Genomic DNA, 24,473 nt, shown 5'->3' with positions numbered 1-24,473 from the left:
ACGTCCGCGAAGAAAAATTTATCGAGCATAGCACGGGTCTCTACAACCGTGTGGCGAATTCCCGTATAATCCGATTTTGCGCCTAGAGGAAATTGCTATGCGTCTTGTCCAGAAAGCACTCACATTCGATGATGTGCTGCTCGTCCCGGCCTACTCGGCCGTCCTGCCCCGCGATACGTCCCTTCGCACCAAGCTCACTCGTTCGATCGAACTCGCCATTCCGCTCGTCTCCGCTGCCATGGATACGGTTACGGAAGCGCGGCTCGCCATCGCCATGGCGCAGCAAGGTGGCATCGGTATCGTCCACAAGAACCTGAAGCCGGAAGAACAGGCGCGCGAAGTCGCCAAGGTCAAGCGCTTTGAATCGGGCGTCCTGCGCGACCCGATCACCATCGGTCCGGACATGAAGATCCGCGATGTGATGGCGCTGTCGGCGCAGCACGGCATCTCGGGTTTCCCGGTGCTGGAAGGCAAGAAGGTGGTGGGCATCATCACCAACCGCGACCTGCGTTTCGAAGAAGAGCTGGACGCCCCGGTGCGCGCCAAGATGACGCCGAGCGAAAAGCTCGTCACCGTCAAGGAAGGCGCCTCGCTGGAAGAGGCCAAGCGCCTGATGAACAAGCACCGCCTGGAGCGTGTGCTGGTGGTGGGCGAGGCCTTTGAGCTGCGCGGCCTGATCACGGTCAAGGATATCCAGAAGGCCACCGAATATCCGCTGGCGTCGAAGGACGAACGCGGTTCGCTGCGCGTGGGTGCTGCGGTGGGCGTGGGCCCGGACAACGATCTGCGTATCGATCTGCTGGTCAAGGCCGGCGTCGACGTGATCGTGGTCGATACCGCGCACGGCCACAGCCAGGGCGTGCTGAACCGCGTGCGCTGGATCAAGGACAACTACCCGCAAGTGCAGGTGATTGGCGGCAACATCGCCACGGGCGACGCGGCCAAGGCGCTGGTCGACCACGGCGCAGATGGCGTCAAGGTTGGCATTGGCCCCGGCTCGATCTGCACGACGCGGATTGTCGCTGGCGTAGGCGTGCCGCAAATCTTTGCCGTGTCCAATGTGGCCGAGGCGCTCAAGGGCACCGGCGTTCCGCTGGTCGCCGACGGCGGTATCCGCTACTCCGGTGATGTGGCCAAGGCACTGGCGGCCGGTGCGCACACCGTGATGATGGGCGGCATGTTTGCCGGTACGGACGAATCGCCGGGTGAGGTGTTCCTGTTCCAGGGCCGCTCGTACAAGAGCTACCGTGGCATGGGCTCGGTGGGCGCGATGAAGGACGGCGCCGCCGACCGTTACTTCCAGGAAGACAACACCGCCAACGTCGACAAGCTGGTGCCCGAAGGTATCGAAGGGCGCGTGCCGTACAAGGGCTCCGCGTTGCCGATCGTGCATCAACTCACGGGCGGCGTTCGCTCGTCGATGGGCTACTGCGGCTGCGCCTCGATTGCCGAATGGCACGAGAAGAGCCAATTTGTCGAGATCACCGCCGCCGGCATGCACGAATCGCATGTGCACGACGTGCAGATCACGAAGGAAGCGCCGAACTATCACCGCGACTGATCGGTTGCCGATCACCGCATACAAGATAGAAGGCAAGCAGTACTGCCGCCGGGGCGCGCGGGCGCTCCGGCCGATTCAACCGGTGGCCGAGGCACGGGCGGCCGCCCGCAACTGGAGACGATGATGAAAGCGCTTTTGCGACTCGTTCTGTTTCTGGATGCGGCTGTCGCGCTGTGCGTCGGTCTCGTCCTGCTGGCTTCACCGATGGCGTCGATCTTCGGGGCGCTGCAATTGCCGCAGCCGGAGCCGGCGATGTACGGCCAGCTGCTCGGCGTCACGCTGATTGGCGTGGCCTGGCTGCTGTGGCACGCCACTGTCAACGGACAACTGACCACCGCCGTGGCGCAGGTGGTCGGTCATGTGAACCTGGCGGTCGCCGTGCTGGTGATCGCCTGGCTGCTGTTCTTCCACCTGCCGGTGGACGGTGCAGGCCGCATCTGGCTGCCGACGTTTGCTGCGGTGCTGGCGGCGTTCTCTGCCGTGCAGATTCCCGCCTCGCGCCGCGTGCGCACCAGCGAGCGCGCGCGCGCGCAGAAGGCCCGCGAAGACGCCGCGGCTGTTCGCGAACGCGAACGCGCAGAAAAGGCGCAGCGCAAAGAACCTGGCTACATGCCGCCCCCGGGCTACGGCCCTGGCACTGAAGTCGACACGATTGCCGATTCCATTCCTCCACAACATGCACGACAAAGTCCTCATCCTTGATTTCGGCTCGCAGGTCACGCAACTGATTGCGCGGCGCGTGCGTGAAGCACACGTCTACTGCGAGATCCACCCGAACGACGTGTCCGACGCCTTTGTGCGCGAGTTCGCGCCCAAAGCGATCATTTTGTCCGGCAGCCACGCCAGCACCTACGAAGACCATCAGCTGCGCGCGCCGCAGGCCGTTTGGGACCTCGGCGTGCCGGTACTGGGCATCTGCTACGGCATGCAGACCATGGCCGTGCAACTGGGCGGCAAGGTCGAGTGGAGCGACCACCGCGAATTCGGCTACGCCGAGGTGCGTGCGCATGGCCACACCCGCCTGCTCAAGGACATCCAGGACTTCGCCACGCCGGAAGGCCACGGCATGCTCAAGGTCTGGATGAGCCATGGCGACAAGGTCACCGAACTGCCGCCGGGCTTCAAGCTGATGGCCTCGACGCCGAGCTGCCCGGTCGCGGGCATGGCCGACGAGGCGCGTGGCTACTATGCCGTGCAGTTCCATCCGGAAGTCACGCACACCGTGCAGGGGCGCGCGCTGCTTGAGCGCTTCGTGCTGGAGATCGCCGGCGCCAAGCCCGACTGGATCATGCGCGACCACATCGAGGAAGCCGTCAAGCTGATCCGCGAACAGGTGGGCGATGAGGAGGTGATCCTCGGCCTGTCGGGCGGTGTCGATTCGTCGGTGGCGGCGGCGCTGATCCACCGCGCCATTGGCGACCAGCTCACCTGCGTGTTTGTCGATCACGGCCTGCTGCGCCTGGACGAAGGCAAGATGGTGATGGACATGTTCGCAGGCCGCCTGCACGCCAAGGTCGTGCACGTGGATGCGTCCGAGCAATTCCTCGGCCACCTGGCCGGAGTGACGGACCCGGAAGCCAAGCGCAAGATCATTGGCCGCGAGTTTGTTGAAGTGTTCCAGGCCGAAGCCAAGAAGCTCGGCAACGCCAAGTGGTTGGCGCAGGGCACGATCTATCCGGACGTGGTGGAGTCGGGCGGCACCAAGACCAAGAAGGCGACGACGATCAAGAGCCACCACAACGTGGGCGGCCTGCCGGAAACGCTGGGTCTGAAGTTGCTCGAACCGCTGCGCGATCTGTTCAAGGATGAGGTGCGCGAGCTAGGCGTGGCCCTGGGCCTGCCGCACGAGATGGTGTATCGCCACCCGTTCCCGGGCCCGGGCCTGGGCGTGCGTATTCTGGGCGAGGTCAAGCGTGAATATGCAGACCTGCTGCGCCGTGCCGACGCCATCTTCATCGAAGAGCTGCGCGGCACCAAGGCCTCGGCGCAGGACGCGGCTGCGGGCCTGTGCGGCGAAGGCGATATCGGCAAGAGCTGGTACGACCTGACCAGCCAGGCGTTTGCGGTGTTCCTGCCGATCAAGTCCGTCGGCGTGATGGGCGATGGCCGTACGTACGACTACGTGACGGCACTGCGGGCAGTGCAGACCACCGACTTCATGACCGCACATTGGGCGCACCTGCCGTACACCCTGCTGGGCCGCGCGTCGAACCGCATCATCAATGAAGTGCGTGGGTTGAGCCGGGTCGTGTATGACGTGTCGGGCAAGCCGCCTGCGACGATCGAGTGGGAGTGAGGCTAACCTCCCGAGTCCGAAGAAGCCCGCGCTATGCGGGCTTTTTTTATCCTCACGTTTTCTCGGTCCGGCGGCTGTCATGATTCGCCCGAAAGCGCTGGACGTCACGCGAGGTGCGGACGAGGGTGTCGCGGCGATCTTCGTCTACGCCTCCAGCGACCAGCCCTGGTTGTCCACGTTCTTTTCGTCGCGGTAGACCCATCGCGCGCCGCATGTGGGGCACGAGAATGTGCTGACCGTGATCGCACGCGCCGAGGGCGACTTGATGCGCTGCGTGTCGGTGATTCTCAGCAAAGCATGGCCTGGCGCGCCGCGTTTATGGAGTTCGATTGCGGCGCAAGCCGAGCAGAGTGTCATGCCAAGGGGTTCTCTCAAAGACGCCGGCCCACTGTGGCGCGCCGGCTCAGCGGTGGGGTGCTGGGTTGGGGTAAGGGTGACAGGTTACCTAATTATGTGTTGACATGCGCCCGGAATGTCTGTAGAACCAATCTCCGCAGGATCTTCAAGCAGTTACTCCGATGTTCTGGGTTGTCACGCCACGCGGTACTTCCTTTGCTCCATGTTTCTTCCTTGATTGTCGTGCCTGTTGAGCACAGGGCTCATACAGAACTTTTTAGGATATCCAACATGGAAACCGGCACAGTAAAGTGGTTTAACGACTCCAAGGGCTTCGGCTTCATTACCCCGGACGCAGGCGGCAACGATCTCTTCGCTCACTTCTCTGAAATTCAGGGTGGCGGGTTCAAGTCCCTCCAAGAGGGTCAGAAAGTGCGCTACGTCGCGGGCGTTGGCCAAAAGGGCCCGGCTGCTACCAAGATCGAAGCGATCTGATCGCTCTCATCTGCCAAAAAAACCCCGCACTGCGGGGTTTTTTTTTGAGTCTTCAATGCATTCACGGCGCGCTTTGCCCCAGTGTCGGCGGCTCTTGTCGCGGCAGATGAATCTGCCGCCGCATCACATAGGCGGCAACGGCTGCCGAAAGCAAGCCCGACAGTGCGCCCACCCCCAGTGACCACCGCGGCCCGAGGTGGTCCGCCACCCAGCCCGCAATCGGCGCGCCGATGGGTGTGCCGCCCAACGCGATGGCCACGCGCAGTGCCATCACCCGCCCGCGCATGGCAGGCTCGGTCGAGAGCTGCATCAGGCTGTTGCTCGTGTTGGTGAACGTGAGCGCCGCCATGCCGGTGATGACCAGTGTTGCCGCAAACAGCCAATAGTTCGGTGCGATGGCTGCCAGCGTGCAACCCAGGCCGAACATGGCAGCGCCAATCAGCAGCGACTTGAATTCTGGCCGCTTGCGCCCGGCGGCGAACAGCGCGCCAGACATCGTGCCGATCGCCATCATCGACGACAACACGCCGTAGCCACGCGCATCCGAGTGGAAAACGCTCGCGGCCATCGTCGAGATGAAGATGGGGAAGTTCAGCCCGAACGTGCCGATCAGGAACAACATGACCAGCATGGCCTTGAGGTCGGGGCGGGCCCACACGTAACGGATGGCCTCGGCAAAGCCGCCTTGCGAGCGCCGTGCACGCGCATTCGGGCGCAGTTCGGACTTGCGCAGGAAGGCGAGCGAAGCCAGCACCGCGATGAACGAAAGCCCGTTGGCCAAAAATGCCCAGCCTGTGCCGATGGTGGCGATGGCAATGCCCGCCGCCGCCGGTCCAACCATGCGCCCCGCGTTGAACGACGTCGAGTTGAGCGCAACCGCGTTGGGCAGATCGCCATCGCCCACCAGTTCTGCCACGAACGTCTGGCGCACCGGGGCATCGAACGCCGATGCGCAACCGGACAGAAACGCCAGCAGGTAGACGTGCCAAAGCTGAACGATGCCCGTGACGGTCAGCACCCCGAGAATCAGCGCCAGCACGCCAGATGTTGCCTGGGTTGCCATCAGCAGCTTGCGCTGGTTGTAGCGGTCTGCGGCAACGCCCGTCCACGGCAACAGCAGGAGCTGTGGCCCGAACTGCAGCGCCATCAGCGTGCCCACCGCAGAAGCGTTGTGGTTCGTAAGTTGCGTCAACACCAGCCAGTCTTGCGCGGTGCGCTGCATCCATGTGCCCACGTTGGACACCAGCGACCCCACGGCCCACAAGCGGTAGTTGAGAACCCGCAGCGAGCGGAAGACGCCCGTTGCTGGCGTACTTGCCGATGTGCTCATGGGCGTTGCGGCAGATCGCTACCGAGATTGCCACCGTTGAAGCGGCCAAAGCGTCGTGCGAGCGGCACGCTGAGCGCCAGGATGCCCAGCCCGAGTGCAACAGCATCGGTTGTGTTGCGAAGGTTGAAATCGCCAACCCGCAAGACGAGCACGTAACCGACGGTCAGGTTGAACACACCCCACAGCACATTCAACGTAGAAGACGAAAGACCTTCACCGCGCGGCGTTGCGAATGGGCTCTGAAACGGCTTGCCCGCGATGCCGAAGACGAAATGCGGCACCGCGTTGGCGAGGAATGCGCCGCCGAAAAACCAAGAGATGAGATGCGGCCATGCCATGTCGGCACTCCTGCTCAGGAACAGTAAGAGGGGGCTCAAAACTCTGCGAGTCGTTGCAGCAACGTCACGGCCTTCGCTAGTTCGGCTTGCTCGGCGGCGGAGAGTTGCGCCTGCAGCGCGCGGAATAGCCAATCGTCCTTCGCGGCGCGGCTTTCCTTGAGCGCTTTCCGGAAGCCCGGCGTCAGCTCGATGAGCGTTTGCCGTCCATCCGTCGGATCGGGCTTGCCTGCAACCGCGCCCATCGCTTCCAACGCCGCAACGGTGACCCGCATCGACTGCGGTTTCACGCTGCCGGCCCGCGCAAGTGCGGACACCGTGGCCGGGCCATCGCGGTCCAGGCGCAGCAGTACCGACTTTTGCGCGTGGGTGAGATCGTTCGGGTGGGCTTGCTCGCGCAGGCGCCGGGACAGCTTGCCGAGCGCAATGCGCAAATCGCCGGCCAGCGCGGCAGGCGGCGCGGGATCGTTGGGAGATCGTGATTTAGCCATGCCGAAAGCATAGCATTATCACAGTTTAACTGTGCAGTTAAGCTGTAATGTTGTGCTGGCGCCGCCCAAGCAGGAAAGCCCGCATTTCAGCGGGCTTCGTTCCTTCTGCAGAGCGGTTTAGGCTTATGCCACCTGCTTGCGCGGGCGCCGTACCGCACGAATCTTCCCGGTGGTCCCGCCACCGCAGAAGAACTGATCGGCGCCATCAGACTCCAGCCCCGACACCGTCATGCCGGCCGGCATGTCAAGCTGCTCCAGCACTTCGCCGGTTTGCGGATCGATATGCCGTAGCTCGCTCGTATCGCCTTCCCACGTGGCGTGCCAGAGTTCACCGTCGACCCACGTGACGCCGGTCACGAAGCGGTTGGATTCAATGGTGCGCAACACCTTGCCGGTGTCCGGATCGATCTGGCGGATCTTGCGCTCACGGTAGTGACCGACCCACAGCGTGCCTTCGGCCCAGGCGAGGCCCGAGTCTCCACCTGCACCCGGCGCCGGAATCGTGGCGAGTACGTTGCCCGTTTGCGGGTCGATCTTCTGGATGCGGTCCTCGGCGATCTGGAACAGATGCCGCCCGTCGAACGCAGTCCCGGCGTGGGCCGGTACGTCGATGGAGCGCTGCGTCTTGCCGCTGTCGGGGTCGAGTTCTTTCAATTGGCCGCCGGCGGCAAACCAGATGCGCTCGCCGTTGTAGGTGACGCCACCCACGTTTTCGACACCGGGGAAGGGGCCGTATTCGCGCACGACTTCGGCGGTGGATCGTTTCATGTTGGGCTCGCTGGATTCGGTTGTGGAGTCTTCATCCTACTCACTTGGCAGCGGGGCAGGGAGTAACAACGTGGTCGCGAATCCGGGTACCGGCGGCGTCACCCAGCGGCGCGCGCGCCCGCGTCCGAAAAACTGCACCTTGCCGGCCGCTGCCAATGCGTCGAGCGCGCGCTGGACGGTGCGCTGGCTGGCCCCAAGCGCCAATGCCAATGCGGAGCTGGACCACGATTCCCCATCGGCCAGGCAGGCCAGCACGGCGGCGTATTGCTCATCGACGGGCTGCGCGAGTACGACGACGTTCGGCGCTGCGTGCGGTTGCAGTGCGAATCCGTGTCGGGTCGCCTTGATCGTGCCCAGTGCACCAAGCGCAGTGCGCAAGCGCCCGATCTCGACGCGCAGGCGCACGCGGTGCGATTCGTCGGGATGCCGGGTGCGGAATGCGCGGGCGATGAGGGCGTCTCTGGGCACGTCTTCGGGCCACGCTTCGGCCAGTGCACGCGCCAGCGTGAAGAGCACGGGCCGCGTGGCAAGGGGGACGACCGTATCGGTCTGCCGCATGGCAAGCCGGCACGCGTCCACCACGAGCGCGTCCGACGCGAAGAGGGCTTCGACAGCTTCAAGGCGCAGGACGTGCTCCTCGCCGCGCGAGATCAGGCGCGCGGCCGGCGCGCTGAGGGCCAGGGCGGCACGTTCCACTTCGGCAGTGAGCGTCGGAATACCGGCCTGGCGCGCAGCGAGGTCAGCGTCGGCCAGGGCTGCCCGCGCGGCAGTCGTCCGTAGGCGTCGGATGGCAATGCCCGCAACGACAAGCGCGTGAGCCGCGCGCAATACCGGCGGAAGACGCGTGGGGTTGAGCGCGGCAAGTGCGGCCTCCGCGTCGTCCAGGCGGCCGATCAGCAGCAGGCGGCGGATGGTGAGATACCGCGCGTGAGCAGCGTTGATGTGATCGTCATGGGCTTCCAGCGTGGCGCGTGCCGTGTCGAGGGTTTTGGCGGGCCAGCCAAGATCGCGCGAGGCGAGGGCGACTTCGGCTTCCGCGACGATGCAGCGTGCGCGTGCCAGTGCCTCCCGAGAACCGAATGCGCGGGCCGCGCGACGCAGCAAGAGCTTGGCGCGCGCCAGATCACCGAGCTGTGCCATGGCGATGCCGCGCAGGGCGAGTGCGGCTGCATCGTCGCGCAAGGCGACGCGGTTCAGCGCTCCGAACGGGTCACCGGCAGCGAGCGCGCGCGCTGCGGCTGTGATCAATGAATCCATTCGAATCCCGCCACACTTGTCACTCCCGCCGTTTGAGGTCGGCGCCTAATCTAGCACACGACCACTCACCCAAAACGGAGGCAAGCATGAGTGCAACACACCCCACTGCAACCCGCGCAACTTGGCTGGCAGAACGCATTGAACTGCTCAAGGCGGAGAAGGAACTCACCCGCCGCAGCGATGAACTCGCGCGCCGCCGGCAGGCGCTGCCATGGGTCCGCATCGACAAAAGCTACCGCTTTGAAACGGAGGACGGCAGCGCATCGCTGGCCGATCTGTTCGGCGGCCGTTCGCAACTGCTGGTCTATCACTTCATGTTCGGGCCGGACTACAAGGCGGGCTGCCCATCGTGCTCGATGATTGCCGATGGCTTTGATGGCTTCGTCACGCATCTGGCGAACCACGACGTCACGCTGCTTGCGGTGTCGCGCGGGTCACTGGCCAAGCTGCTCGAGTATCGCGAGCGGATGGGCTGGACTTTTCCGTGGGTGTCGTCGGTGGGTAGCGACTTCAACTACGATTTCAACGTCTCGATCTCGGAGGAGCAGCAGCGCGCCGGCAGCGCCGACTACAACTACGTGCGCGGCAGCCACGTGATGGATGCATCCGACCTGCCAGAACCCGTGCAGCAGTTCGCAACCATGTGCGGCACCGATGCACCCACTTACGTGCGCGACCGGCCTGGCATGAGCGCATTCGTGCTCGAAGATGGCGTCGTGTACCACACGTATTCCACCTACGCGCGCGGGCTTGATGGCTTGTGGGGCGCATACCAGTGGCTCGACCGCGCGCCGCTGGGCCGCAACGAAACCGGTGTCTGGTGGCGTCGCCATGACGAGTACGCCCATCAGCGTTGATCTGCCACGCGAGCACGCAGTGTCCGAGCGCGGCTTCCTGGCCGTCTCGGCATTGCTGTTCATTGCCAGCACCGCAGCGACGGTGGCGTGGCACAACGCCATGCCGGCCATGACCGAGATGCCGATGGCCTGGATGCCGATGTGCGGGCAGACGTGGTGGAACTTTGCCGCATCGTTTGCCTGCATGTGGACGGTGATGATGGTGGCGATGATGCTGCCGTCATTGCTGCCGGTGCTGCGGCGGTACCGCGTTGCGCTTCACCTGGCGGGCAAGCCGGACGTTGGTGCGCCGACCGCGTTGGCGGGTGCTGGGTACTTCGCGGTGTGGGCGCTGATCGGCGCGATGGTCTTTACGCTGGGTGCTGCGTTGGCCCAGCTTGAGATGACATGGCCCGTGCTGGCGCGCGTGGTGCCGGTTGCCAGCGGTGTCGTCGTTCTTGCGGCGGGCGCACTGCAGTTCAGCGCATGGAAGGCGCGGCAGCTGGCACGTTGCCGCGCAGTGCCAGCGCTTGGCGGCGCAGCGTGGCGATTTGGCTTGCGCCTCGGCCTGCGCTGCGCTGCGTCGTGCGCGGGCCTGACGGCAATCCTGCTGGTGACCGGCGTCATGGATCTGCGCGCGATGGCGACCGTGTCAGCGGCGATCACGCTGGAGCGCCTGGCGCCCGCCGGAGAGCGCGTGGCCCGCTGCATTGGCACCGTTGCCATCGGCGCGGGGTTGTTCTTGACGCTGTGCGCCGCGTTGCCCTGACCGGCCGTATCCCAGCCGTATCGCGCATGCTGGGTGAGGCGCATCAAACACCGGCCTTACATGACAGCGCCAAGCTGCCACGGTACGAACTCGTTGTCGCCCAGGCCGTTGAGTTCACTCTTGGTGCGGGTGCCGGAGGCGGTGGCCAGCATCAGCTGGAACAGCGCCTGGCCGGCTTGTGCAATGCTGAGGCGGCCGTCGACGATGCCGCCGCAGTCGTAGTCCATGTCCAGTTCCATGTGCTGGAAGAGCGCGCTGTTGGTGGCCAGCTTCAAGGAGGGCACCGGCTTGCAGCCGTAGGTGGACCCCCGGCCTGTTGTAAAGCAGATCAGGTTGGCGCCGCCGGCGACCTGGCCCGTGGCAGACACGGGGTCGTAGCCGGGGGTGTCCATGAAGACGAGACCGTGCGCCTGGACCGGTTGGGCGTATTCATACACGGCCATCAGCCCGCTGCTGCCGCCCTTGGCGACCGCGCCGAGGGATTTTTCCAGGATGGTTGTGACACCGCCGGCCTTGTTGCCGGGCGATGGGTTGTTGTTCATGTCTGCGCCCAACGTGCGGGTGTAATGCTCCCACCAGGCGAGTCGGTCCATCAACGCATCGGCAACGGCAGGCGTGACGGCGCGTGCCGTCAACAGGTGCTCCGCGCCATAGATCTCTGGCGTTTCAGACAGGACTGCGGTGCCCCCGTGCCGCACGAGCAAATCTACCGCCGCGCCCAGCGCAGGGTTGGCGCTGATGCCGGAGTACCCGTCCGACCCGCCGCATTGCAGGCCCACCGTCAGGTGGCTGGCCGGGACGGTGCGGCGTTGTGCCTGGTTCGCGATGGGCAGCATGTCGCGCAGCATCGCCAAGCCGGCGGCAATGGCCTCACGTGTTCCGCCTTCTTCCTGGATCGTCAGCGACGCAAACAGGCCCGGTGTTCGCGCCCCCAACATCTGCACGAGCGGTGCGACCTGGTTGACTTCGCAACCGAGGCCAACGACCAGCACGCCAGCAAAGTTGGGGTGATCGGCATAGCCGCGCAGGGTGCGCTGCAGCAGTACCAGCCCCTCGCCGTTACCGGCCATGCCGCAGCCGCTGCCGTGCGTGATGGCGACAACGCCATCCACGTTGGGGAAAGCGGCCGCCTCTGCCTGGGCTGCTTGCACGATATGCCGGCACACGGTGGCTGAGCAGTTCACGCTGGCGATGACGCCGATGAAATTGCGTGTGCCGACGCGGCCGTCTTCCCGCACGTACCCTTCGAACGTGGCAGGCGTGTCGACGGGCACCGTGGCGCGGTATGCGTGGCCCACAGTGTGCTCGGCGGCAGAGTGAGCCATGCCGATGTTGTGCACGTGCACGTGCTCACCCGCACGCATGGGCGCCGTGGCCACGCCGATGACCTGCCCATACTTGTGCACCGGCTGTCCCACCGCGATGTCGCGCAGTGCGACCTTGTGGCCGGCGGGAATCGCATCGCGAGTGGTCAACGCGGTGTCGAGTGCCGTGCCGGGCGGCAGCGCAACACGCGCGACGGCCACGTCGTCATCGGCGGCAAGAAGGATGAGGGAGGCGTCGGACATGGTGCTTTTGCGGGTTCAATTCAGATTGGCCAGCGCGGCGTTCAGGCGCGGCTGGGCGAGATGCAAGCCCAACTGCCGCGTCAGCGCGACGATGGGAGCCAAGCGCCGCAGCTTCTTCTGCGCGTGGTTCTGCGCGATGTCTGCCAGGCGGTGGGCAAGGTAGGGGTTCAACAACCGTTCCCGCAGCAACACGAGATAGGCCTCGGCGGCCTCGCGCTTGTGCAGGGCAGCGAATACGGGAACGATCTCGTCGCGCCACAGCGCTTCCAGCTCCGGCCGCAGGCGCGGGTCGCCCATGGCTTGCGCGACGGTCAGATCGGCGGGGTGCGCATCTTCGCGCCAACGCTCGGCCAGAAAGGTGTGGCCCGCGTTGAGCAGAAAGAGCTTGAGCCGCTCGTGGTGATCCAGTTCATCTGTCAGCACGATGCCCGGGTGCGTGCACGGCAGCACCAGCCCGGGACGCCGCTCGATGGCCCATAGCGCGTACGGTTCTGCCACGGCGCCCACAGGGTGCAGTGCCTCGGAGACGATGCGGTCCACGAGCGAGTTGGCCCACACGCAATGCGTGCGCAGCCAATCGACGAACGCGGGGGGCAGCGCCCACTGCTGCGCTAGCGCGCAGACCGTCGCGCAAAGCGTGTCGCCATTGCGCTCGATCAGCTCGCACGGAAACAGCGACAACGGCGCCTGAGGCTGCCGCAGCCAGCGGCCGTGCAGCAACACCATCAGCTTGGCTGGGAAGCTGCGTGGCACGCGCGATGGCTCTTGCAGCAAGCGGGCGTCATCGCGCGGGTCGAGTTGGTAGCCCTGATCGGCCGTGTTGGAAACCACGACCTGCACGTGTGTTGCCGTGAGTTCGCATAGTTGTACCCAGTCGGCCTCTGCCTGAAAGGCGCGCCGGACAGCGTGGCAGGTAACGGTGTGGTCAATCGGTACACCGTCTTGCAAGCCGCGAATGCGTACCGGATAACCCGCGCCGCCGGCCAGCGCCGCCACGCGTGAGGCGCTCGCCGGGTTGGCGGTGGTCTGCACGACCGTGATGCCGCCCAGCGCCTGTCCTGCATCGAGCGCCTCCGACACAAACAAGTCGACGTGCGCCTGCAGGAAGCGGCTCGTGCCGAACTGGAGGATCGGCTGGGTCATGCGCTCAGCACTCCACGATGGCTTTCACTACGCCAGCGGCGGGGTCGAGCAGCGTCTTGAAGTGCGCGGGCACGTCCGCCAGCGCCATGCGGTGCGTGTTCAGCGCGGCTGGAATCTGACCCGCGCGCATGGCTTCGAGCACGGTCTCAAAATCTTCCGTGGTGGCGTTGCGACTGGCGAGCAGTGTGGTCTCGCGTTTGTGGAACTCGGGGTCCGAGAACGAGATGTTGGCCGCTACCAGGGAGATCAGCACGTACGTGCCGGCATGCGCCACGAAGCGCAAGCCACGCTCCATGGCTTTCGGATTGCCCGTGGCATCGAACACGACGTCATAAAACTCATTGCCCGTGAGGGTGCCGAGTTGCGCTTCATCGGTATCGCCCAGCACAACGCAGGCATCCACGCCAAGTTGCTCCTTCGCAAAGGCGAGGCGATCCCCACGTGAGTCCAGCGCCGTGACCACCGCGCCGCGCAGTTTGGCAAAGATCATGGCCGCCATGCCGATCGGGCCAGCGCCTACCACCAGCACGCGCTGCCCGGCACGCACCTGCGCACGACGCACCGCGTGCGCGCCAATGGCCAGAAATTCGACCATTGCGGCTTGATCCAGGCTCACACCGTCCGCCTTGTGCACGAAGGCTTGCGGCACGCTCAGGTATTCCGTGAACGCCCCATCGCGATGCACCCCCAGCACCTGGATGTTGACGCAGCAGTTTGTCCGACCCTGGCGGCACGCTACGCAGTGCCCGCAGGACAGGTAGGGCATCACGTACACCACGTCGCCCTTGGCCAGCGCGCTGCCGGGCGGTGCCTGTTCGACGATGCCCGACAGTTCATGCCCCATCACGCGCGGATAGTTGAGATAGGGCTGATTGCCCGTGAAGATGTGCATGTCGGTACCGCACACGCCCACGCGTTTGACGCTCAACAGGACCTCGCCCTCGGCAGGACTGGGGACAGGGCGGTCCAGCGCAAGCAGGGTGCCTGGTGTCTCGCAAACGACCGTCAGCATGATGTGGCTCCGGCCGAAGATGCGCCGCCCGGCTCCGTTCGACGGAGCCGTTGAAGAGGCTGAATATGCGCGCGTGGTAATTGCAAACGGTGGGTCACCTTCCGGTCTCCTTGCGTGATGAGGTGGGGTCTGGTTGCGCGCTTGCATTGCGCCAAGTTGAGGGAGTCACTCTCCGCATCTCGGGCAATTGGTCATGCCACACAGGCCTCACCTATTGGTCAGGCCAATTTAACATCTTGGGAGAAATTTCTTGATGGGGGAAACCCTGATGCAGAAAATCCCTTGTTTTCAAGCAATAAAGTCGTGGCGACCTAAAATTTGGTCAGACCACCTTGGCGGTGGCTGGGGCGGGGTGTGCCGGAGGAGGGGTTGCGCGGCCGCGGGCGGGCCGCGCATCAGGCGAGGGCGGCTACTGTGCGCTGTCTTGCTGAATGGCGCCCGCAATCCAGCGCTCTTCGGATGCTTTCAAGTGCGCCCGCATGGCGGTTTGCGCCGCGATGGGGTCGCCCGCTTGCAGCGCCTTGAGAATCTCTTCGTGTTCATGCACGGCCGCATGCCAGCTTGATTCGCCCTCCGCGTGGTCGCGGATGGCCACGGCGAGTGGGTCGTGGCGGCTATCGAACAGCTCGGCCACGAAGCGGCTCAGGACTGAATTGCCGGCGGTCTCCGCGATCAGCATGTGGAACTGGCGGTCGGCATCGGTGGGCGACTTTCCCCCCGATGCGAGTTTCTTCATGCGCTCGATGGTGCGCTGGAGTTTATCCAGCGTGGCCGCCGTCAGGCGCCCCGTGGCGAGCGTGATCACGTCGCCTTCAAGAACGGCTCGGGCCTGCATCAGTTCGGAGGGGCTCTCGCCCAGCGACGGAATGGCCGCGCTCTCGCTCGCCGCACTGGCGTCTTGCACATACACGCCGGAACCCATGCGGATCTCGACCTGGCCGCCAATCTCCAGGGCGATCAGTGCCTCGCGCAACGACGGGCGCGATACCCCTAGTGTCTGCGCCAGTTCGCGCTCGGGTGGCAAGCGTGTGCCGGGTGCGAGTTTTTCCTGCCGGATCAGGGCGAGAATCTGCGCAGCTACAGATTGGTAAAGCCGCTTTGGCTCTGTCTGCTTCATTGTGGTGTGCATTTTTGCGCGGGTGTTGCCGCGTACGGGTGTGTTTCGAGTCTAGCATGGGCACCGCTAGCCGTTGTCGACACTGGCGTTTGCGACACTTCAGGGTTTGCACTAGTGGTCAGGCAGGTGTGTTGTAAGTGATATTGGTTTGACCAAAAAATGCTTGGGCTCGGTCGAATCGCTCCGAACTGGACTTACCAGTGCGTCGAGCGGAAGATCAGAGCCTCGCAACACAACGGAGACCACGATGAGCAGTGCTGATGCCGTGCCTACGCACGTAAGCAGCTCCAGATCGTCGACGCCGCAAGAGATCCTTTGCCTGCGGCGCATCGGCAAACGCTTCCCCGGCGTGGTTGCGCTGGATGGCGTGGATCTGGATCTGCGCGTGGGCGAAGTCCATGCCGTCTGCGGCGAAAACGGTGCCGGCAAATCCACCCTGATGAAGATCATCAGCGGCCAGTACACGGCGGACGACGGCGCCATCTCCTACCGCGGCGAAGTGGTGCGGTTTGCGTCGACATCCGAAGCGCAGGCCGCCGGCATCGCGATCATCCATCAGGAGCTGAATCTCGTGCCGCATTTGTCTGTGGCGGAGAACATCTTCCTGGCGCGCGAGCCCAAGCGCGGCCCGTTCATTGATTACCGCAAGCTCAACACCAACGCACGGAGCTATCTACAGCGGATCGGCCTGGCTGTCGAACCGACCACGCTGGTCAGCGCGCTGTCGATCGCACAGCAACAGATGGTGGAGATCGCCAAGGCGCTGTCGCTCAACGCGCGTGTGCTGATCATGGACGAGCCCACGTCTTCGCTCACGGAATCCGAAACCGTTCAGTTATTTCGCATCATCAAGGAGCTGCGCGCCGATGGCGTGGCGATTCTGTACATCTCGCATCGGCTTGACGAGATGGCCGAGATCGTTGATCGCGTGACGGTGCTGCGCGACGGCCGCCACATCGCCACGAGCGATTTTGCTTCAACCAGTGTCAACGAGATCGTCGCGCGGATGGTCGGCCGCTCCCTGGACGATGTGTTCCCCGCGCGCCGATCGGTGCCCACCAACGAGGTGCTGTTGCGCGTCAACGCGCTGAGCCGGGCAGGGGTCTTCGGCCCGGTGTCGTTCGAGCTGCGCAAGGGCGAGATTCTCGGTTTTTCCGGCTTGATGGGCGCCGGCCGTACAGAGGTGGCGCGGGCCATTTTCGGTGCGGAACGGATCGACTCCGGTTCGATCATGCTGGGCGACACGCCGGTCACGATCCGTTCGCCGCGCGAGGCCATCCGGCAAGGCATTGCCTACTTGTCGGAAGACAGAAAGAAGGACGGCCTGGCGTTGTCGATGCCGGTGGCCGTCAACATCACCCTGGCCAATGTGCGGGCGATTTCATCGCGTGGCTTCCTGCGCTTTTCCGAAGAGACTGCTGTGGCGCAACGCTACGTGCGCGAGCTGAACATCCGCACGCCCACGGTTGGGCAGACGGTGCGCAACCTCTCGGGTGGCAATCAACAGAAGATCGTGATCGGCAAGTGGCTGTATCGCGGTTCGCGCATCCTGTTTTTTGATGAGCCGACGCGGGGCATCGACGTTGGCGCCAAGTATGCGATTTACGGGCTGATGGACGAACTTGCTGCGGACGGTGTCGGTGTCGTGCTGATCAGTTCGGAACTGCCGGAACTGCTGGGCATGACAGATCGAATTGCCGTCTTTCATGAGGGCCGGATTACGGCAGTCCTGGAAACACGGAAGACAAACCAGGAAGAAATTCTGCATTACGCATCAGGACGAACACATGCTTGAAATGACATCAGATCAGCCGCAGGCCGTGAAAACGCAGCGCAAGCAACACCATCGGGACTTGATCCAAAAGTTTGCAGCGCTCGGTAGCCTGGTGGCGCTCGTGATTGCGTTTTCCGCAACCAGCGCAGCGTTCTTTTCGGTCGGCAACTTCATGACCGTCGCACTGCAGGTCACGTCGATTGCCTACCTGGGGGTGGCGGCCACGTGCGTCATCATCACCGGCGGCATCGACTTGTCGGTGGGCTCGGTGCTGGCGCTCTCAGGCGTCGTGGCCGCGTTGCTCGTGAAGATGGGCGTACCGGTTCCGATTGCCATGCTGGCCGGCGTGGTGGTCGGTGCCATGTGCGGATGGGTCAACGGCATCTGCATCACCCGGATGGGCCTGCCGCCATTCATTGCCACGCTGGGCATGATGCTGGTCGCGCGCGGCCTGGCCCTGCAGATCACGGGCGCCCGTCCGGTCTCGGGCCTGGGTGACGCCTTTGGCGAACTCGGCAATGGCGCACTGTTCCGCATCTCGCACATCGGGGCAGACGGCTTTCCGGACACGGTCTTCCCCGGCATTCCTTACCCGGTGGTGATCATGCTTGCGCTGTTCATCGCTGTCTCCGTGCTGCTCTCACGCACGTCACTCGGTCGCCACATCTACGCGGTCGGCTCGAATGCCGAGGCCGCGCGCTTGTCCGGCGTGAACGTGCAGGGCGTGAAGCTGTTCACGTATGTGCTGTCGGGCTTGCTGGCAGGCATGACCGGGTGCGTGCTGATGTCTCGCCTGGTGACAGCACAACCGAACGAGGGCGTGATGTACGAACTCGATGCGATTGCCAGTGCCGTCATCGGTGGGACGTCGCTGATGGGCGGTGTCGGAACGGTTTCGGGCACAGCCATCGGCGCGTTCGTGATCGGCGTGTTGCGCAACGGGCTCAACATGAACGGCGTATCGAGTTTCATTCAGCAGATCATCATCGGCGTGGTCATCCTTGGCACCGTCTGGATCGATCAGCTCAGAAATCGCAAGTTGTGAGTCGAGAAGTTCAAACCAAAACCAAGGAGTGAGACATGAAGAAGTGTTCCGTGCTGGCGGTGGTTGCTGCAACGTGTGCATTGTTTTCTGCCTATGCGCAGGCTGCGGGCGGTGAAATTGCCGTGATCGTGAAATCGGCAAATTCCAACTACTGGCAGAACGTTCAGAAGGGCGCGACGGCCGCCATGGGCAACGCGAAGGGCTACACGATGACCTTTCAGGGGCCGGCTGCTGAATCCGCCATTGCCGACGAAGTGAATATGGTCGAGAACGCGGTCAACCGGCATGTCGCGGGCATTGTCCTCGCTCCGTCCGACCCGGATGCGCTGGTGCCGGCGATGAAGAAAGCGTGGGAAGCGCACATCCCCGTGGTGCTGATCGACTCGATGGTCTCCGATTCCGGCAAGCAGTATTACCAGTCGTTCCTGTCGACGGACAACGCGAAGGCAGGTGAGTTGTGTGCGAAGGCGATGATCGAGGCCGTCGGCCAGACCGGCAAGATCGCAATCATGTCTTATGTGCCAGGCGCCGGGTCTGAAATCGGCCGTGTGGGCGGCTTCAAAAAATACATCGAGGCGCATTCGAAGCTGCAGATCGTGGGGCCGTTCTATTCGCAATCGCAAATGGCAACGGCGCTGAACCAGACGACGGACGTGCTGGCCGCCAATCCCGATCTCAAGGGCATCTTCGGGGCGAACGAGCCGACGGCAGTCGGGATGGGGCGCGCCCTGCAGCAGTCGGGCAAGAGCGGCAAGGTGGCGGCCATCGGCTTTGATGGCAACCAGGATCTGCAGGGCTTCGTGCGGGACGGCACGATCCGTGCAATCGCAGTCCAAAGCTCGTACCAGATGGGCTACAAGGGCATCGAGACGGTCGTCAGCGTGATCGAGAAGAAGCCCGTACAGAAGCAGGTCGACACGGGCGTGATGGTGGTTAACAAGCAGAACCTGGATTCGCCTGAGGCCAAGAACGTTCTGTACTGACGAATCATCGCAATGAGGGGCGTGGCGGAGCGTCGTTCGCCGCCATGCCGGCTGGATCCCTTTCCTGAGCGGCGCAGTGTTTTAACTCCATTGCCGGAATGGGCCATCGCCAAACGTGGCCACCCCGGTACGCAGACGCAATGAGACTTCAAGGAAAACGCATCCTCGTGACGGCGGCCGGGCAAGGTATTGGCCGGGCAAGTGCGGTGATGTTTGCAAAAGAGGGCGCGCAGGTGCTCGCCACCGATATCAATGCACAGGCGCTGGCCACACTGGCAGAGACGGCCGGCATTCGCACCCTGCGCCTGGATGTGACCGACGCCAACGCTGTTGCCGTCCTGGCACGCGAAGAAGCCGCCTTCGATGCGCTGTTCAACTGCGCGGGCTTCGTGCACCACGGCAGCATCCTCGAATGCTCGGAAGACGACTGGGCGTTCTCATGGCAGCTCAACGTGACGTCGATGTACAGGCTCACGCGTGCGCTGTTGCCGAAGATGCTGGACCACGGCGGTGCATCGATCATCAACATGGCCTCCGCCGCTTCCAGCGTGAAAGGCGTGCCGAACCGCTTCGTGTATGGCGCTACCAAGGCCGCGGTCATTGGTATGACCAAGGCGATTGCCGCCGACTTTGTGGCGCGCGGCATCCGCTGCAACGCCATCTGCCCGGGCACGGTGGAGTCTCCTTCGCTCGAGCAGCGCATTGCCACGCAGGCGCAGGAACAGAACGTGTCCATCGACAGCGTCCGCGCGGCCTTCGTTGCGCGCCAGCCGATGGGCCGCGTCGGCACGCCAGACGAGATTGCCGCGCTGGCCACCTACCTCGCTTCGGATGAGTCCCGCTTCACGACCGGCACCTGCTGCGTGATCGACGGCGGCTGGTCCAACTGATTGGTTTGATTGATTGCAGTCCACAACGACAACACGATGAAACTCCTCCGTTACGGCCCCAAGGGCCAGGAAAAGCCCGGCCTGCTCGATGCGCAAGGGCAGGTACGCGACCTGTCGGCCGTGATTGATGACATTGGCGGTACAGCACTGCTGCCCGAGAGCCTCGCTCACCTGCGCACGCTGGACATCGGCCGCCTGCCCATCGTCGAGGGCACGCCGCAAGCCGGCCTGCGCCTGGGCGCCTGCGTGGGCAAGGTCGGCAAGTTCATCTGCATCGGCTTGAACTACTCCGACCACGCCGCCGAAACCGGTGCCGAAGTGCCGGCCGAGCCGGTCGTCTTCGGCAAATGGACCAGCGCCATCTGCGGCCCGGACGATGACGTTGAAATTCCGCGCGGCTCGGTGAAGACCGATTGGGAAGTCGAGCTTGGCGTGGTGATCGGCAAGGGCGGCCGGTACATCAGCGAGGCCGACGCGCTCGCGCACGTCGCGGGCTACTGTGTCATCAACGATGTGTCGGAGCGTGAATACCAGCTCGAGCGCGGCGGCACATGGGACAAGGGCAAGGGCTGCGACACCTTCGGCCCCATCGGCCCATGGCTCGTCACCGCCGACGAGGTGCCCAACCCGCAGGCGCTGCATCTGTGGCTGGAGGTGGATGGGCATCGCTATCAGAACGGATCGACGTCGACCATGGTGTTTGGCGTGGCGCATCTCGTGAGCTATCTGAGCCGCTTCATGAGCCTGCAGCCGGGCGATGTGATCTCCACCGGCACGCCGCCCGGCGTGGGGCTGGGGCAGAAGCCGCCGGTCTATCTGCGTGCCGGCCAGACCATGCGCCTGGGCATCCAAGGCCTGGGCGAGCAGCGCCAGCGCACGGTGAACGCGCAAGGCTGAAGGGCACGCATTCCGCAATCCCAAACACGATACTCATGACCATCATCCGATCCTTGCGCGTGCTGGACGTGCGCTTTCCGACTTCCCAGCATCTCGACGGCTCCGACGCGATGAATCCGGACCCGGACTACTCCGCGGCCTACGTGATCCTGGAGACTGACCAGCCGGGCCTGGAAGGCCACGGCCTGACCTTCACCATCGGGCGCGGCAACGAGGTGTGCTGCGCCGCCATCGAGGCGATGCGTCATCTGGTGGAGGGGCTGGATCTTGACTGGATTCGTGAAGACATGGGCCGCTTCTGGCGCCATGTCACATCCGACAGCCAGTTGCGCTGGATCGGCCCGGACAAGGGCGCCATCCACCTCGCCACCGGCGCGGTCGTCAATGCTGCATGGGATTTGTGGGCCAAGGCCGAAGGCAAGCCGCTGTGGCGCCTGGTGGCCGATCTCACGCCGGAAGCGTTCGTGCGCTGCATCGACTTCCGCTACATCACCGACGGCATCACCGCCGACGAAGCGCTGGACCTGCTGCGCAAGCAGGCGCCCGGCAAGGCCGAGCGTATCCGCACGCTGGAGCAGGAAGGCTACCCGTGCTACACCACGTCCGCCGGCTGGCTCGGCTATGACGATGACAAACTGCGCCGCCTCTGCCGCGAGGCTGTCGACAGCGGCTTCCGCCACATCAAGCTCAAAGTCGGACGCGATTTGAAGGACGACATTCGCCGCGTCTCCATCGCGCGCGAAGTGCTCGGGCCGGACCGCGAGCTGATGATCGACGCCAACCAAGTCTGGGAGGTGAAGGAGGCGATCGACTGGGTCCGCGAACTCGGTTTCGCCAAGCCGTGGTTCATTGAAGAGCCGACCAGTCCGGACGATGTGGAAGGGCACCGCGCGGTGCGCGAAGCGATCGCCCCCGTCAAGGTGGCCACCGGCGAGATGTGCCAGAACCGCATCCTCTTCAAGCAGTTCATCATGCGCGGTGCGATTGACGTGGTGCAGATCGACGCGTGCCGCCTGGGCGGCGTGAATGAAATCCTGGCTGTGCTGCTGATGGCTGCCAAGTACGGTTTGCCGGTGTGCCCGCATGCGGGCGGCGTGGGCCTGTGCGAGTACGTCCAGCACCTGTCGATGATCGACTACATCTGCGTGTCGGGCACGCGCGAAGGGCGCGTGGTCGAGTACGTCGACCATCTGCACGAGCACTTTGTCGACCCCTGCGTGGTGCGCAACGCCGCCTATCTGCCGCCGCAGGCACCGGGGTTCTCGATCACGATGAAGCCCGCATCGCTCGAGCAGTACCGCTTCCGGGGCTGATGCGATGACGGCACCTGTGCTGCCCGTGCAACGAATAGACGCGCACCAGCATTTCTGGCGCTATCGCCCCGAGGCCTATTCATGGATCGGCCCCGGCATGGAAGCCCTGGCCGAAGACCGCCTGCCCGCCGACCTGCTGCCCGAGCTGCGCGCGCAACGCCTGGACGCTGCGATTGCCGTGCAGGCGCGCGGCGTGCGTGAAGAGACGGATTTCCTGCTCGACCTTGCTGCCGCACACGACTGGATTGTCGGCGTAGTGGGTTGGGAAGACCTGCATGCTGCCGATCTTGAAGCCCGCCTGGAAGCCAGGAGCGGTGAGCACAAGCTGGTCGGCTTCCGGCACACCGTGCAGGACGAACCGGATGTCGCGGCATTTCTGTCGGACCCGGCATTCGAGCACGGCGTCGCGCTACTGCAGCTCTGGGGCTACACGTACGACGTGCTGGTGTTCGGTCATCAACTGGCGCCCGCCGTGGATTTCTGCGGCCGGCACGATCATCACTGGCTGGTGTTGGATCACCTCGGCAAGCCACCGCTTGCAGCGTTCGAGCGTGATGCGCAGGCGCTGGCGCGCTGGCGGGCCGCGCTGGCACCGCTCAAGGACATGCCGCATGTCGCCTGCAAGCTTTCCGGCTTGTTGACCGAAGCCGATTGGCGAAAGGGCCTGACCGTGCGCGACGTTCAGCACGCACGCCAATGCCTGGACGTGGCGCTCGACGTCTTCGGCCCCAACCGGGTGATGTTCGGGTCGGATTGGCCTGTGTGCCAGTTGGCCGCGTCGTACGGCACGGTGTATGACGTGCTGCACGTCTGGGCCGAAGAGCGGCTGAGCACCCTCGAACGCGCCAACCTCTGGGGTGGCACCGCCGCCCGCTGCTACAACCTGCAACTCAAGGCTTGAACCATGGATTTGCATCTGCAAGACAAAGTCGTCATCGTCACGGGCGGCGCGGCCGGCATTGGTGCGGCTATCTCGCTGCAACTGGCGGCCGAAGGGGCCATTCCTGTTATCTGCGGCAAGAGCCCGATTGCGCCAGCGTTTGAAGCCGAGCTGATGCGTCGGCAGCCGAGAGCGCGCTTCTTCGAGTTCGACCTGGAACAGGAGGTCGATTGCCGCGGCATGGTGGAGGAAACCGTGCGCGAGTTCGGGCGTATCGATGGCCTTGTCAACAATGCGGGCATCAACGACAGCGTGGGGCTGGACGCGGGCCGGGACGCCTTCGTGCGCTCCCTGGAAAAGAACCTGATCCACTACTACGTCATGGCACATCTGTGCCTGCCGCACCTGAAAGCGAGCCGAGGGGCCATCGTCAATATCTCGTCGAAGACGGCGCTGACGGGGCAAGGCAATACGAGCGGGTACACCGCCGCGAAGGGTGCACAGCTGTCGCTCACACGGGAATGGGCGGCATCGCTGGCGCCGGACGGCGTGCGTGTCAATGCGGTCATTCCGGCGGAGGTGCTGACGCCGCTGTATGAACGCTGGATCGCCACGTTCGAGAACCCCGATGCCAAGCTCGCGGCGATTACATCGAAGATTCCGCTCGGCCAACGCATGACCACCGCCGACGAGATTGCCAGCACCACTGTCTTCCTGCTCTCTGCACAGGCCTCGCACACGACGGGGCAGTGGGTGTTTGTCGACGGTGGCTACACGCACCTCGACCGTGCCCTGACCTGAGGTTGCCATGCGCTATTGCCTCGCTCTGGATTTGAAGGACGACGCGGCGCTCATCGCCACGTACGAAGACCACCATCGGCGCATCTGGCCGGAAGTCGCGCGGCACCTGCGCGAGCACGGCGTGATCGGTATGGAGATCTATCGTCTGGGCACCCGCATGGTGATGCTCATGGACACCGACGACGCCATCTACGACGCCGAGCGCATGGCGCTTGCTACCGACACCGACCCGAAGATCCGCGAATGGGAAGCGCTGATGTGGCAGTTTCAGGCGCCCACCCCCTGGACGCTCGCGGGGCAGAAGTGGACACCGATGACTCGGATCTTCGATTTGCAACAGCAACCGCAGTAGAAGCAATTCCGGCTGTGGCCGGCATGACACCAGAGAGGAGATGACAATGAAGAAACGAGCAACCTGGCCGCTGTGTGCGGCCATCCTTTGCGCGGCCGCTGGCGCCGCGCATGCACAAACCAACGTCACGCTATACGGCCGCGTCGCCAGCGGCATCGACTACCAGAACAATGTCGCCCCCACCGCGACCTCGCCGGGCGGCAGCCTCTGGCGGGCCGCCGACA

The 24,473-nt window shown here is 64.2% G+C and carries 26 protein-coding genes; 16 read left to right on the top strand and 10 right to left on the bottom strand.

The genetic code is table 11. The features are described 5' to 3' along the window. The first annotated feature begins 97 nt into the window (after positions 1 to 97). The 3 genes from guaB to guaA all read left to right on the top strand — a co-directional run bounded on the left by guaB (position 98) and on the right by guaA (position 3,857). Positions 98 to 1,561: an IMP dehydrogenase gene (gene guaB / locus R2N16_RS03755; protein ID WP_316664242.1), complete on the top strand. Its 1,464-nt coding sequence runs from the start codon at positions 98 to 100 to the stop codon at positions 1,559 to 1,561. A 123-nt stretch (positions 1,562 to 1,684) separates the two neighbouring features. Beyond that, on the top strand, positions 1,685 to 2,263 hold the full coding sequence (locus R2N16_RS03750; RefSeq protein ID WP_316664831.1) for a hypothetical protein: 579 nt from the start codon (positions 1,685 to 1,687) through the stop codon (positions 2,261 to 2,263). Then, complete coding sequence (gene guaA / locus R2N16_RS03745; protein ID WP_316664241.1) at positions 2,238 to 3,857, top strand: glutamine-hydrolyzing GMP synthase; 1,620 nt, start codon at positions 2,238 to 2,240, stop codon at positions 3,855 to 3,857. The genes R2N16_RS03750 and guaA overlap by 26 nt, the downstream gene beginning before the upstream one ends. 144 nt (positions 3,858 to 4,001) lie before the next feature. Here the strand turns inward: guaA and R2N16_RS03740 are convergent, their stop codons facing one another. Continuing rightward, positions 4,002 to 4,214: a hypothetical protein gene (locus R2N16_RS03740; RefSeq protein WP_004626724.1), complete on the bottom strand. Its 213-nt coding sequence runs from the start codon at positions 4,212 to 4,214 to the stop codon at positions 4,002 to 4,004. 270 nt (positions 4,215 to 4,484) lie between these two features. On the opposite strand from R2N16_RS03740, the gene R2N16_RS03735 reads away from it, so the two are divergent. Next, positions 4,485 to 4,688, top strand: a complete 204-nt coding sequence (locus R2N16_RS03735; RefSeq protein ID WP_316664240.1) for a cold-shock protein — start codon at positions 4,485 to 4,487, stop codon at positions 4,686 to 4,688. A 61-nt stretch (positions 4,689 to 4,749) separates the two neighbouring features. On the opposite strand, the gene R2N16_RS03730 is transcribed toward R2N16_RS03735, so the two are convergent. The 5 genes from R2N16_RS03730 to R2N16_RS03710 form a co-directional block, all read right to left on the bottom strand. Continuing rightward, the gene (locus tag R2N16_RS03730; protein WP_316664239.1) at positions 4,750 to 6,018 is read right to left on the bottom strand and encodes an MFS transporter; all 1,269 of its coding nucleotides are present in this window, start codon (positions 6,016 to 6,018) and stop codon (positions 4,750 to 4,752) included. Continuing rightward, entirely contained in the window at positions 6,015 to 6,356 is a 342-nt protein-coding gene (locus tag R2N16_RS03725; RefSeq protein WP_316664238.1) for a hypothetical protein, read from the bottom strand. Before R2N16_RS03725 ends, R2N16_RS03730 begins: the two co-directional genes overlap by 4 nt. A 35-nt stretch (positions 6,357 to 6,391) precedes the next feature. Further along, the gene (locus R2N16_RS03720) at positions 6,392 to 6,844 is read right to left on the bottom strand and encodes a MarR family winged helix-turn-helix transcriptional regulator (RefSeq protein WP_316664237.1); all 453 of its coding nucleotides are present in this window, start codon (positions 6,842 to 6,844) and stop codon (positions 6,392 to 6,394) included. A 123-nt stretch (positions 6,845 to 6,967) separates the two neighbouring features. Continuing rightward, positions 6,968 to 7,612, bottom strand: coding sequence for a Vgb family protein (locus R2N16_RS03715; RefSeq protein WP_316664236.1), 645 nt, complete (start codon positions 7,610 to 7,612; stop codon positions 6,968 to 6,970). A 36-nt stretch (positions 7,613 to 7,648) separates the two neighbouring features. Next, positions 7,649 to 8,869, bottom strand: coding sequence for a helix-turn-helix domain-containing protein (locus R2N16_RS03710; protein WP_316664235.1), 1,221 nt, complete (start codon positions 8,867 to 8,869; stop codon positions 7,649 to 7,651). An 86-nt stretch (positions 8,870 to 8,955) separates the two neighbouring features. On the opposite strand from R2N16_RS03710, the gene R2N16_RS03705 reads away from it, so the two are divergent. Continuing rightward, complete coding sequence (locus R2N16_RS03705; protein WP_316664234.1) at positions 8,956 to 9,726, top strand: DUF899 domain-containing protein; 771 nt, start codon at positions 8,956 to 8,958, stop codon at positions 9,724 to 9,726. Further along, entirely contained in the window at positions 9,701 to 10,474 is a 774-nt protein-coding gene (locus R2N16_RS03700) for a DUF2182 domain-containing protein (protein ID WP_316664233.1), read from the top strand. The genes R2N16_RS03705 and R2N16_RS03700 overlap by 26 nt, the downstream gene beginning before the upstream one ends. A gap of 56 nt (positions 10,475 to 10,530) precedes the next feature. Here the strand turns inward: R2N16_RS03700 and R2N16_RS03695 are convergent, their stop codons facing one another. From R2N16_RS03695 to R2N16_RS03680, 4 genes are all read right to left on the bottom strand, one after another. Beyond that, the gene (locus R2N16_RS03695; protein ID WP_316664232.1) at positions 10,531 to 12,042 is read right to left on the bottom strand and encodes a UxaA family hydrolase; all 1,512 of its coding nucleotides are present in this window, start codon (positions 12,040 to 12,042) and stop codon (positions 10,531 to 10,533) included. A gap of 15 nt (positions 12,043 to 12,057) precedes the next feature. After that, on the bottom strand, positions 12,058 to 13,185 hold the full coding sequence (locus tag R2N16_RS03690; RefSeq protein ID WP_316664231.1) for a mannitol dehydrogenase family protein: 1,128 nt from the start codon (positions 13,183 to 13,185) through the stop codon (positions 12,058 to 12,060). Between the two features lie 4 nt (positions 13,186 to 13,189). After that, complete coding sequence (locus R2N16_RS03685) at positions 13,190 to 14,197, bottom strand: zinc-binding alcohol dehydrogenase family protein (protein WP_316664230.1); 1,008 nt, start codon at positions 14,195 to 14,197, stop codon at positions 13,190 to 13,192. A 409-nt stretch (positions 14,198 to 14,606) separates the two neighbouring features. Then, complete coding sequence (locus tag R2N16_RS03680) at positions 14,607 to 15,314, bottom strand: FadR/GntR family transcriptional regulator (RefSeq protein WP_316664229.1); 708 nt, start codon at positions 15,312 to 15,314, stop codon at positions 14,607 to 14,609. 247 nt (positions 15,315 to 15,561) lie between these two features. Here R2N16_RS03680 and R2N16_RS03675 point away from each other — a divergent pair, with 247 nt between their 5' ends. The 10 genes from R2N16_RS03675 to R2N16_RS03630 form a co-directional block, all read left to right on the top strand. Beyond that, entirely contained in the window at positions 15,562 to 17,109 is a 1,548-nt protein-coding gene (locus tag R2N16_RS03675; RefSeq protein ID WP_316664228.1) for a sugar ABC transporter ATP-binding protein, read from the top strand. Further along, positions 17,102 to 18,133 carry an ABC transporter permease gene (locus R2N16_RS03670; RefSeq protein WP_316664227.1) on the top strand — a complete coding sequence of 344 codons (1,032 nt, stop codon included), beginning with the start codon at positions 17,102 to 17,104 and terminating at the stop codon, positions 18,131 to 18,133. Before R2N16_RS03675 ends, R2N16_RS03670 begins: the two co-directional genes overlap by 8 nt. Before the next feature lie 35 nt (positions 18,134 to 18,168). Next, positions 18,169 to 19,116 (top strand): ABC transporter substrate-binding protein, encoded by a 948-nt coding sequence (locus R2N16_RS03665; protein ID WP_316664226.1) that lies wholly within the window; start codon positions 18,169 to 18,171, stop codon positions 19,114 to 19,116. A gap of 140 nt (positions 19,117 to 19,256) precedes the next feature. Beyond that, positions 19,257 to 20,006, top strand: coding sequence for an SDR family oxidoreductase (locus tag R2N16_RS03660; RefSeq protein ID WP_316664225.1), 750 nt, complete (start codon positions 19,257 to 19,259; stop codon positions 20,004 to 20,006). 36 nt (positions 20,007 to 20,042) lie between these two features. Next, positions 20,043 to 20,903, top strand: a complete 861-nt coding sequence (locus R2N16_RS03655; protein ID WP_316664224.1) for a fumarylacetoacetate hydrolase family protein — start codon at positions 20,043 to 20,045, stop codon at positions 20,901 to 20,903. Positions 20,904 to 20,938: 35 nt separating this feature from the next. Next, entirely contained in the window at positions 20,939 to 22,216 is a 1,278-nt protein-coding gene (locus R2N16_RS03650; RefSeq protein ID WP_316664223.1) for an L-fuconate dehydratase, read from the top strand. 19 nt (positions 22,217 to 22,235) lie between these two features. Further along, complete coding sequence (locus R2N16_RS03645; protein ID WP_316664830.1) at positions 22,236 to 23,117, top strand: L-fucono-1,5-lactonase; 882 nt, start codon at positions 22,236 to 22,238, stop codon at positions 23,115 to 23,117. 3 nt (positions 23,118 to 23,120) lie between these two features. Then, complete coding sequence (locus R2N16_RS03640) at positions 23,121 to 23,897, top strand: SDR family oxidoreductase (RefSeq protein WP_316664222.1); 777 nt, start codon at positions 23,121 to 23,123, stop codon at positions 23,895 to 23,897. 7 nt (positions 23,898 to 23,904) lie between these two features. Beyond that, on the top strand, positions 23,905 to 24,249 hold the full coding sequence (locus R2N16_RS03635) for an L-rhamnose mutarotase (RefSeq protein ID WP_316664221.1): 345 nt from the start codon (positions 23,905 to 23,907) through the stop codon (positions 24,247 to 24,249). Positions 24,250 to 24,295: 46 nt separating this feature from the next. Beyond that, the coding region (locus R2N16_RS03630; RefSeq protein ID WP_316664829.1) for a porin at positions 24,296 to 24,473 on the top strand (178 nt) is incomplete at its 3' end.

The organism is Ralstonia psammae, from assembly GCF_958405935.1.
Taxonomy (GTDB): domain Bacteria; phylum Pseudomonadota; class Gammaproteobacteria; order Burkholderiales; family Burkholderiaceae; genus Ralstonia; species Ralstonia psammae.
This window is presented reverse-complemented; position numbering and strand designations above follow the sequence as displayed.

Bases quoted from the DNA above. Each gene is read 5' to 3' on its own strand.
- guaB (WP_316664242.1), top strand. From the start codon at position 98: ATGCGTCTTGTCCAGAAAGCACTCACATTCGATGATGTGCTGCTCGTC.
- R2N16_RS03750 (WP_316664831.1), top strand. From the start codon at position 1,685: ATGAAAGCGCTTTTGCGACTCGTTCTGTTTCTGGATGCGGCTGTCGCG.
- guaA (WP_316664241.1), top strand. From the start codon at position 2,238: ATGCACGACAAAGTCCTCATCCTTGATTTCGGCTCGCAGGTCACGCAA.
- R2N16_RS03740 (WP_004626724.1), bottom strand. From the start codon at position 4,214: ATGACACTCTGCTCGGCTTGCGCCGCAATCGAACTCCATAAACGCGGC.
- R2N16_RS03735 (WP_316664240.1), top strand. From the start codon at position 4,485: ATGGAAACCGGCACAGTAAAGTGGTTTAACGACTCCAAGGGCTTCGGC.
- R2N16_RS03730 (WP_316664239.1), bottom strand. From the start codon at position 6,018: ATGAGCACATCGGCAAGTACGCCAGCAACGGGCGTCTTCCGCTCGCTG.
- R2N16_RS03725 (WP_316664238.1), bottom strand. From the start codon at position 6,356: ATGGCATGGCCGCATCTCATCTCTTGGTTTTTCGGCGGCGCATTCCTC.
- R2N16_RS03720 (WP_316664237.1), bottom strand. From the start codon at position 6,844: ATGGCTAAATCACGATCTCCCAACGATCCCGCGCCGCCTGCCGCGCTG.
- R2N16_RS03715 (WP_316664236.1), bottom strand. From the start codon at position 7,612: ATGAAACGATCCACCGCCGAAGTCGTGCGCGAATACGGCCCCTTCCCC.
- R2N16_RS03710 (WP_316664235.1), bottom strand. From the start codon at position 8,869: ATGGATTCATTGATCACAGCCGCAGCGCGCGCGCTCGCTGCCGGTGAC.
- R2N16_RS03705 (WP_316664234.1), top strand. From the start codon at position 8,956: ATGAGTGCAACACACCCCACTGCAACCCGCGCAACTTGGCTGGCAGAA.
- R2N16_RS03700 (WP_316664233.1), top strand. From the start codon at position 9,701: ATGACGAGTACGCCCATCAGCGTTGATCTGCCACGCGAGCACGCAGTG.
- R2N16_RS03695 (WP_316664232.1), bottom strand. From the start codon at position 12,042: ATGTCCGACGCCTCCCTCATCCTTCTTGCCGCCGATGACGACGTGGCC.
- R2N16_RS03690 (WP_316664231.1), bottom strand. From the start codon at position 13,185: ATGACCCAGCCGATCCTCCAGTTCGGCACGAGCCGCTTCCTGCAGGCG.
- R2N16_RS03685 (WP_316664230.1), bottom strand. From the start codon at position 14,197: ATGCTGACGGTCGTTTGCGAGACACCAGGCACCCTGCTTGCGCTGGAC.
- R2N16_RS03680 (WP_316664229.1), bottom strand. From the start codon at position 15,314: ATGAAGCAGACAGAGCCAAAGCGGCTTTACCAATCTGTAGCTGCGCAG.
- R2N16_RS03675 (WP_316664228.1), top strand. From the start codon at position 15,562: ATGAGCAGTGCTGATGCCGTGCCTACGCACGTAAGCAGCTCCAGATCG.
- R2N16_RS03670 (WP_316664227.1), top strand. From the start codon at position 17,102: ATGCTTGAAATGACATCAGATCAGCCGCAGGCCGTGAAAACGCAGCGC.
- R2N16_RS03665 (WP_316664226.1), top strand. From the start codon at position 18,169: ATGAAGAAGTGTTCCGTGCTGGCGGTGGTTGCTGCAACGTGTGCATTG.
- R2N16_RS03660 (WP_316664225.1), top strand. From the start codon at position 19,257: ATGAGACTTCAAGGAAAACGCATCCTCGTGACGGCGGCCGGGCAAGGT.
- R2N16_RS03655 (WP_316664224.1), top strand. From the start codon at position 20,043: ATGAAACTCCTCCGTTACGGCCCCAAGGGCCAGGAAAAGCCCGGCCTG.
- R2N16_RS03650 (WP_316664223.1), top strand. From the start codon at position 20,939: ATGACCATCATCCGATCCTTGCGCGTGCTGGACGTGCGCTTTCCGACT.
- R2N16_RS03640 (WP_316664222.1), top strand. From the start codon at position 23,121: ATGGATTTGCATCTGCAAGACAAAGTCGTCATCGTCACGGGCGGCGCG.
- R2N16_RS03635 (WP_316664221.1), top strand. From the start codon at position 23,905: ATGCGCTATTGCCTCGCTCTGGATTTGAAGGACGACGCGGCGCTCATC.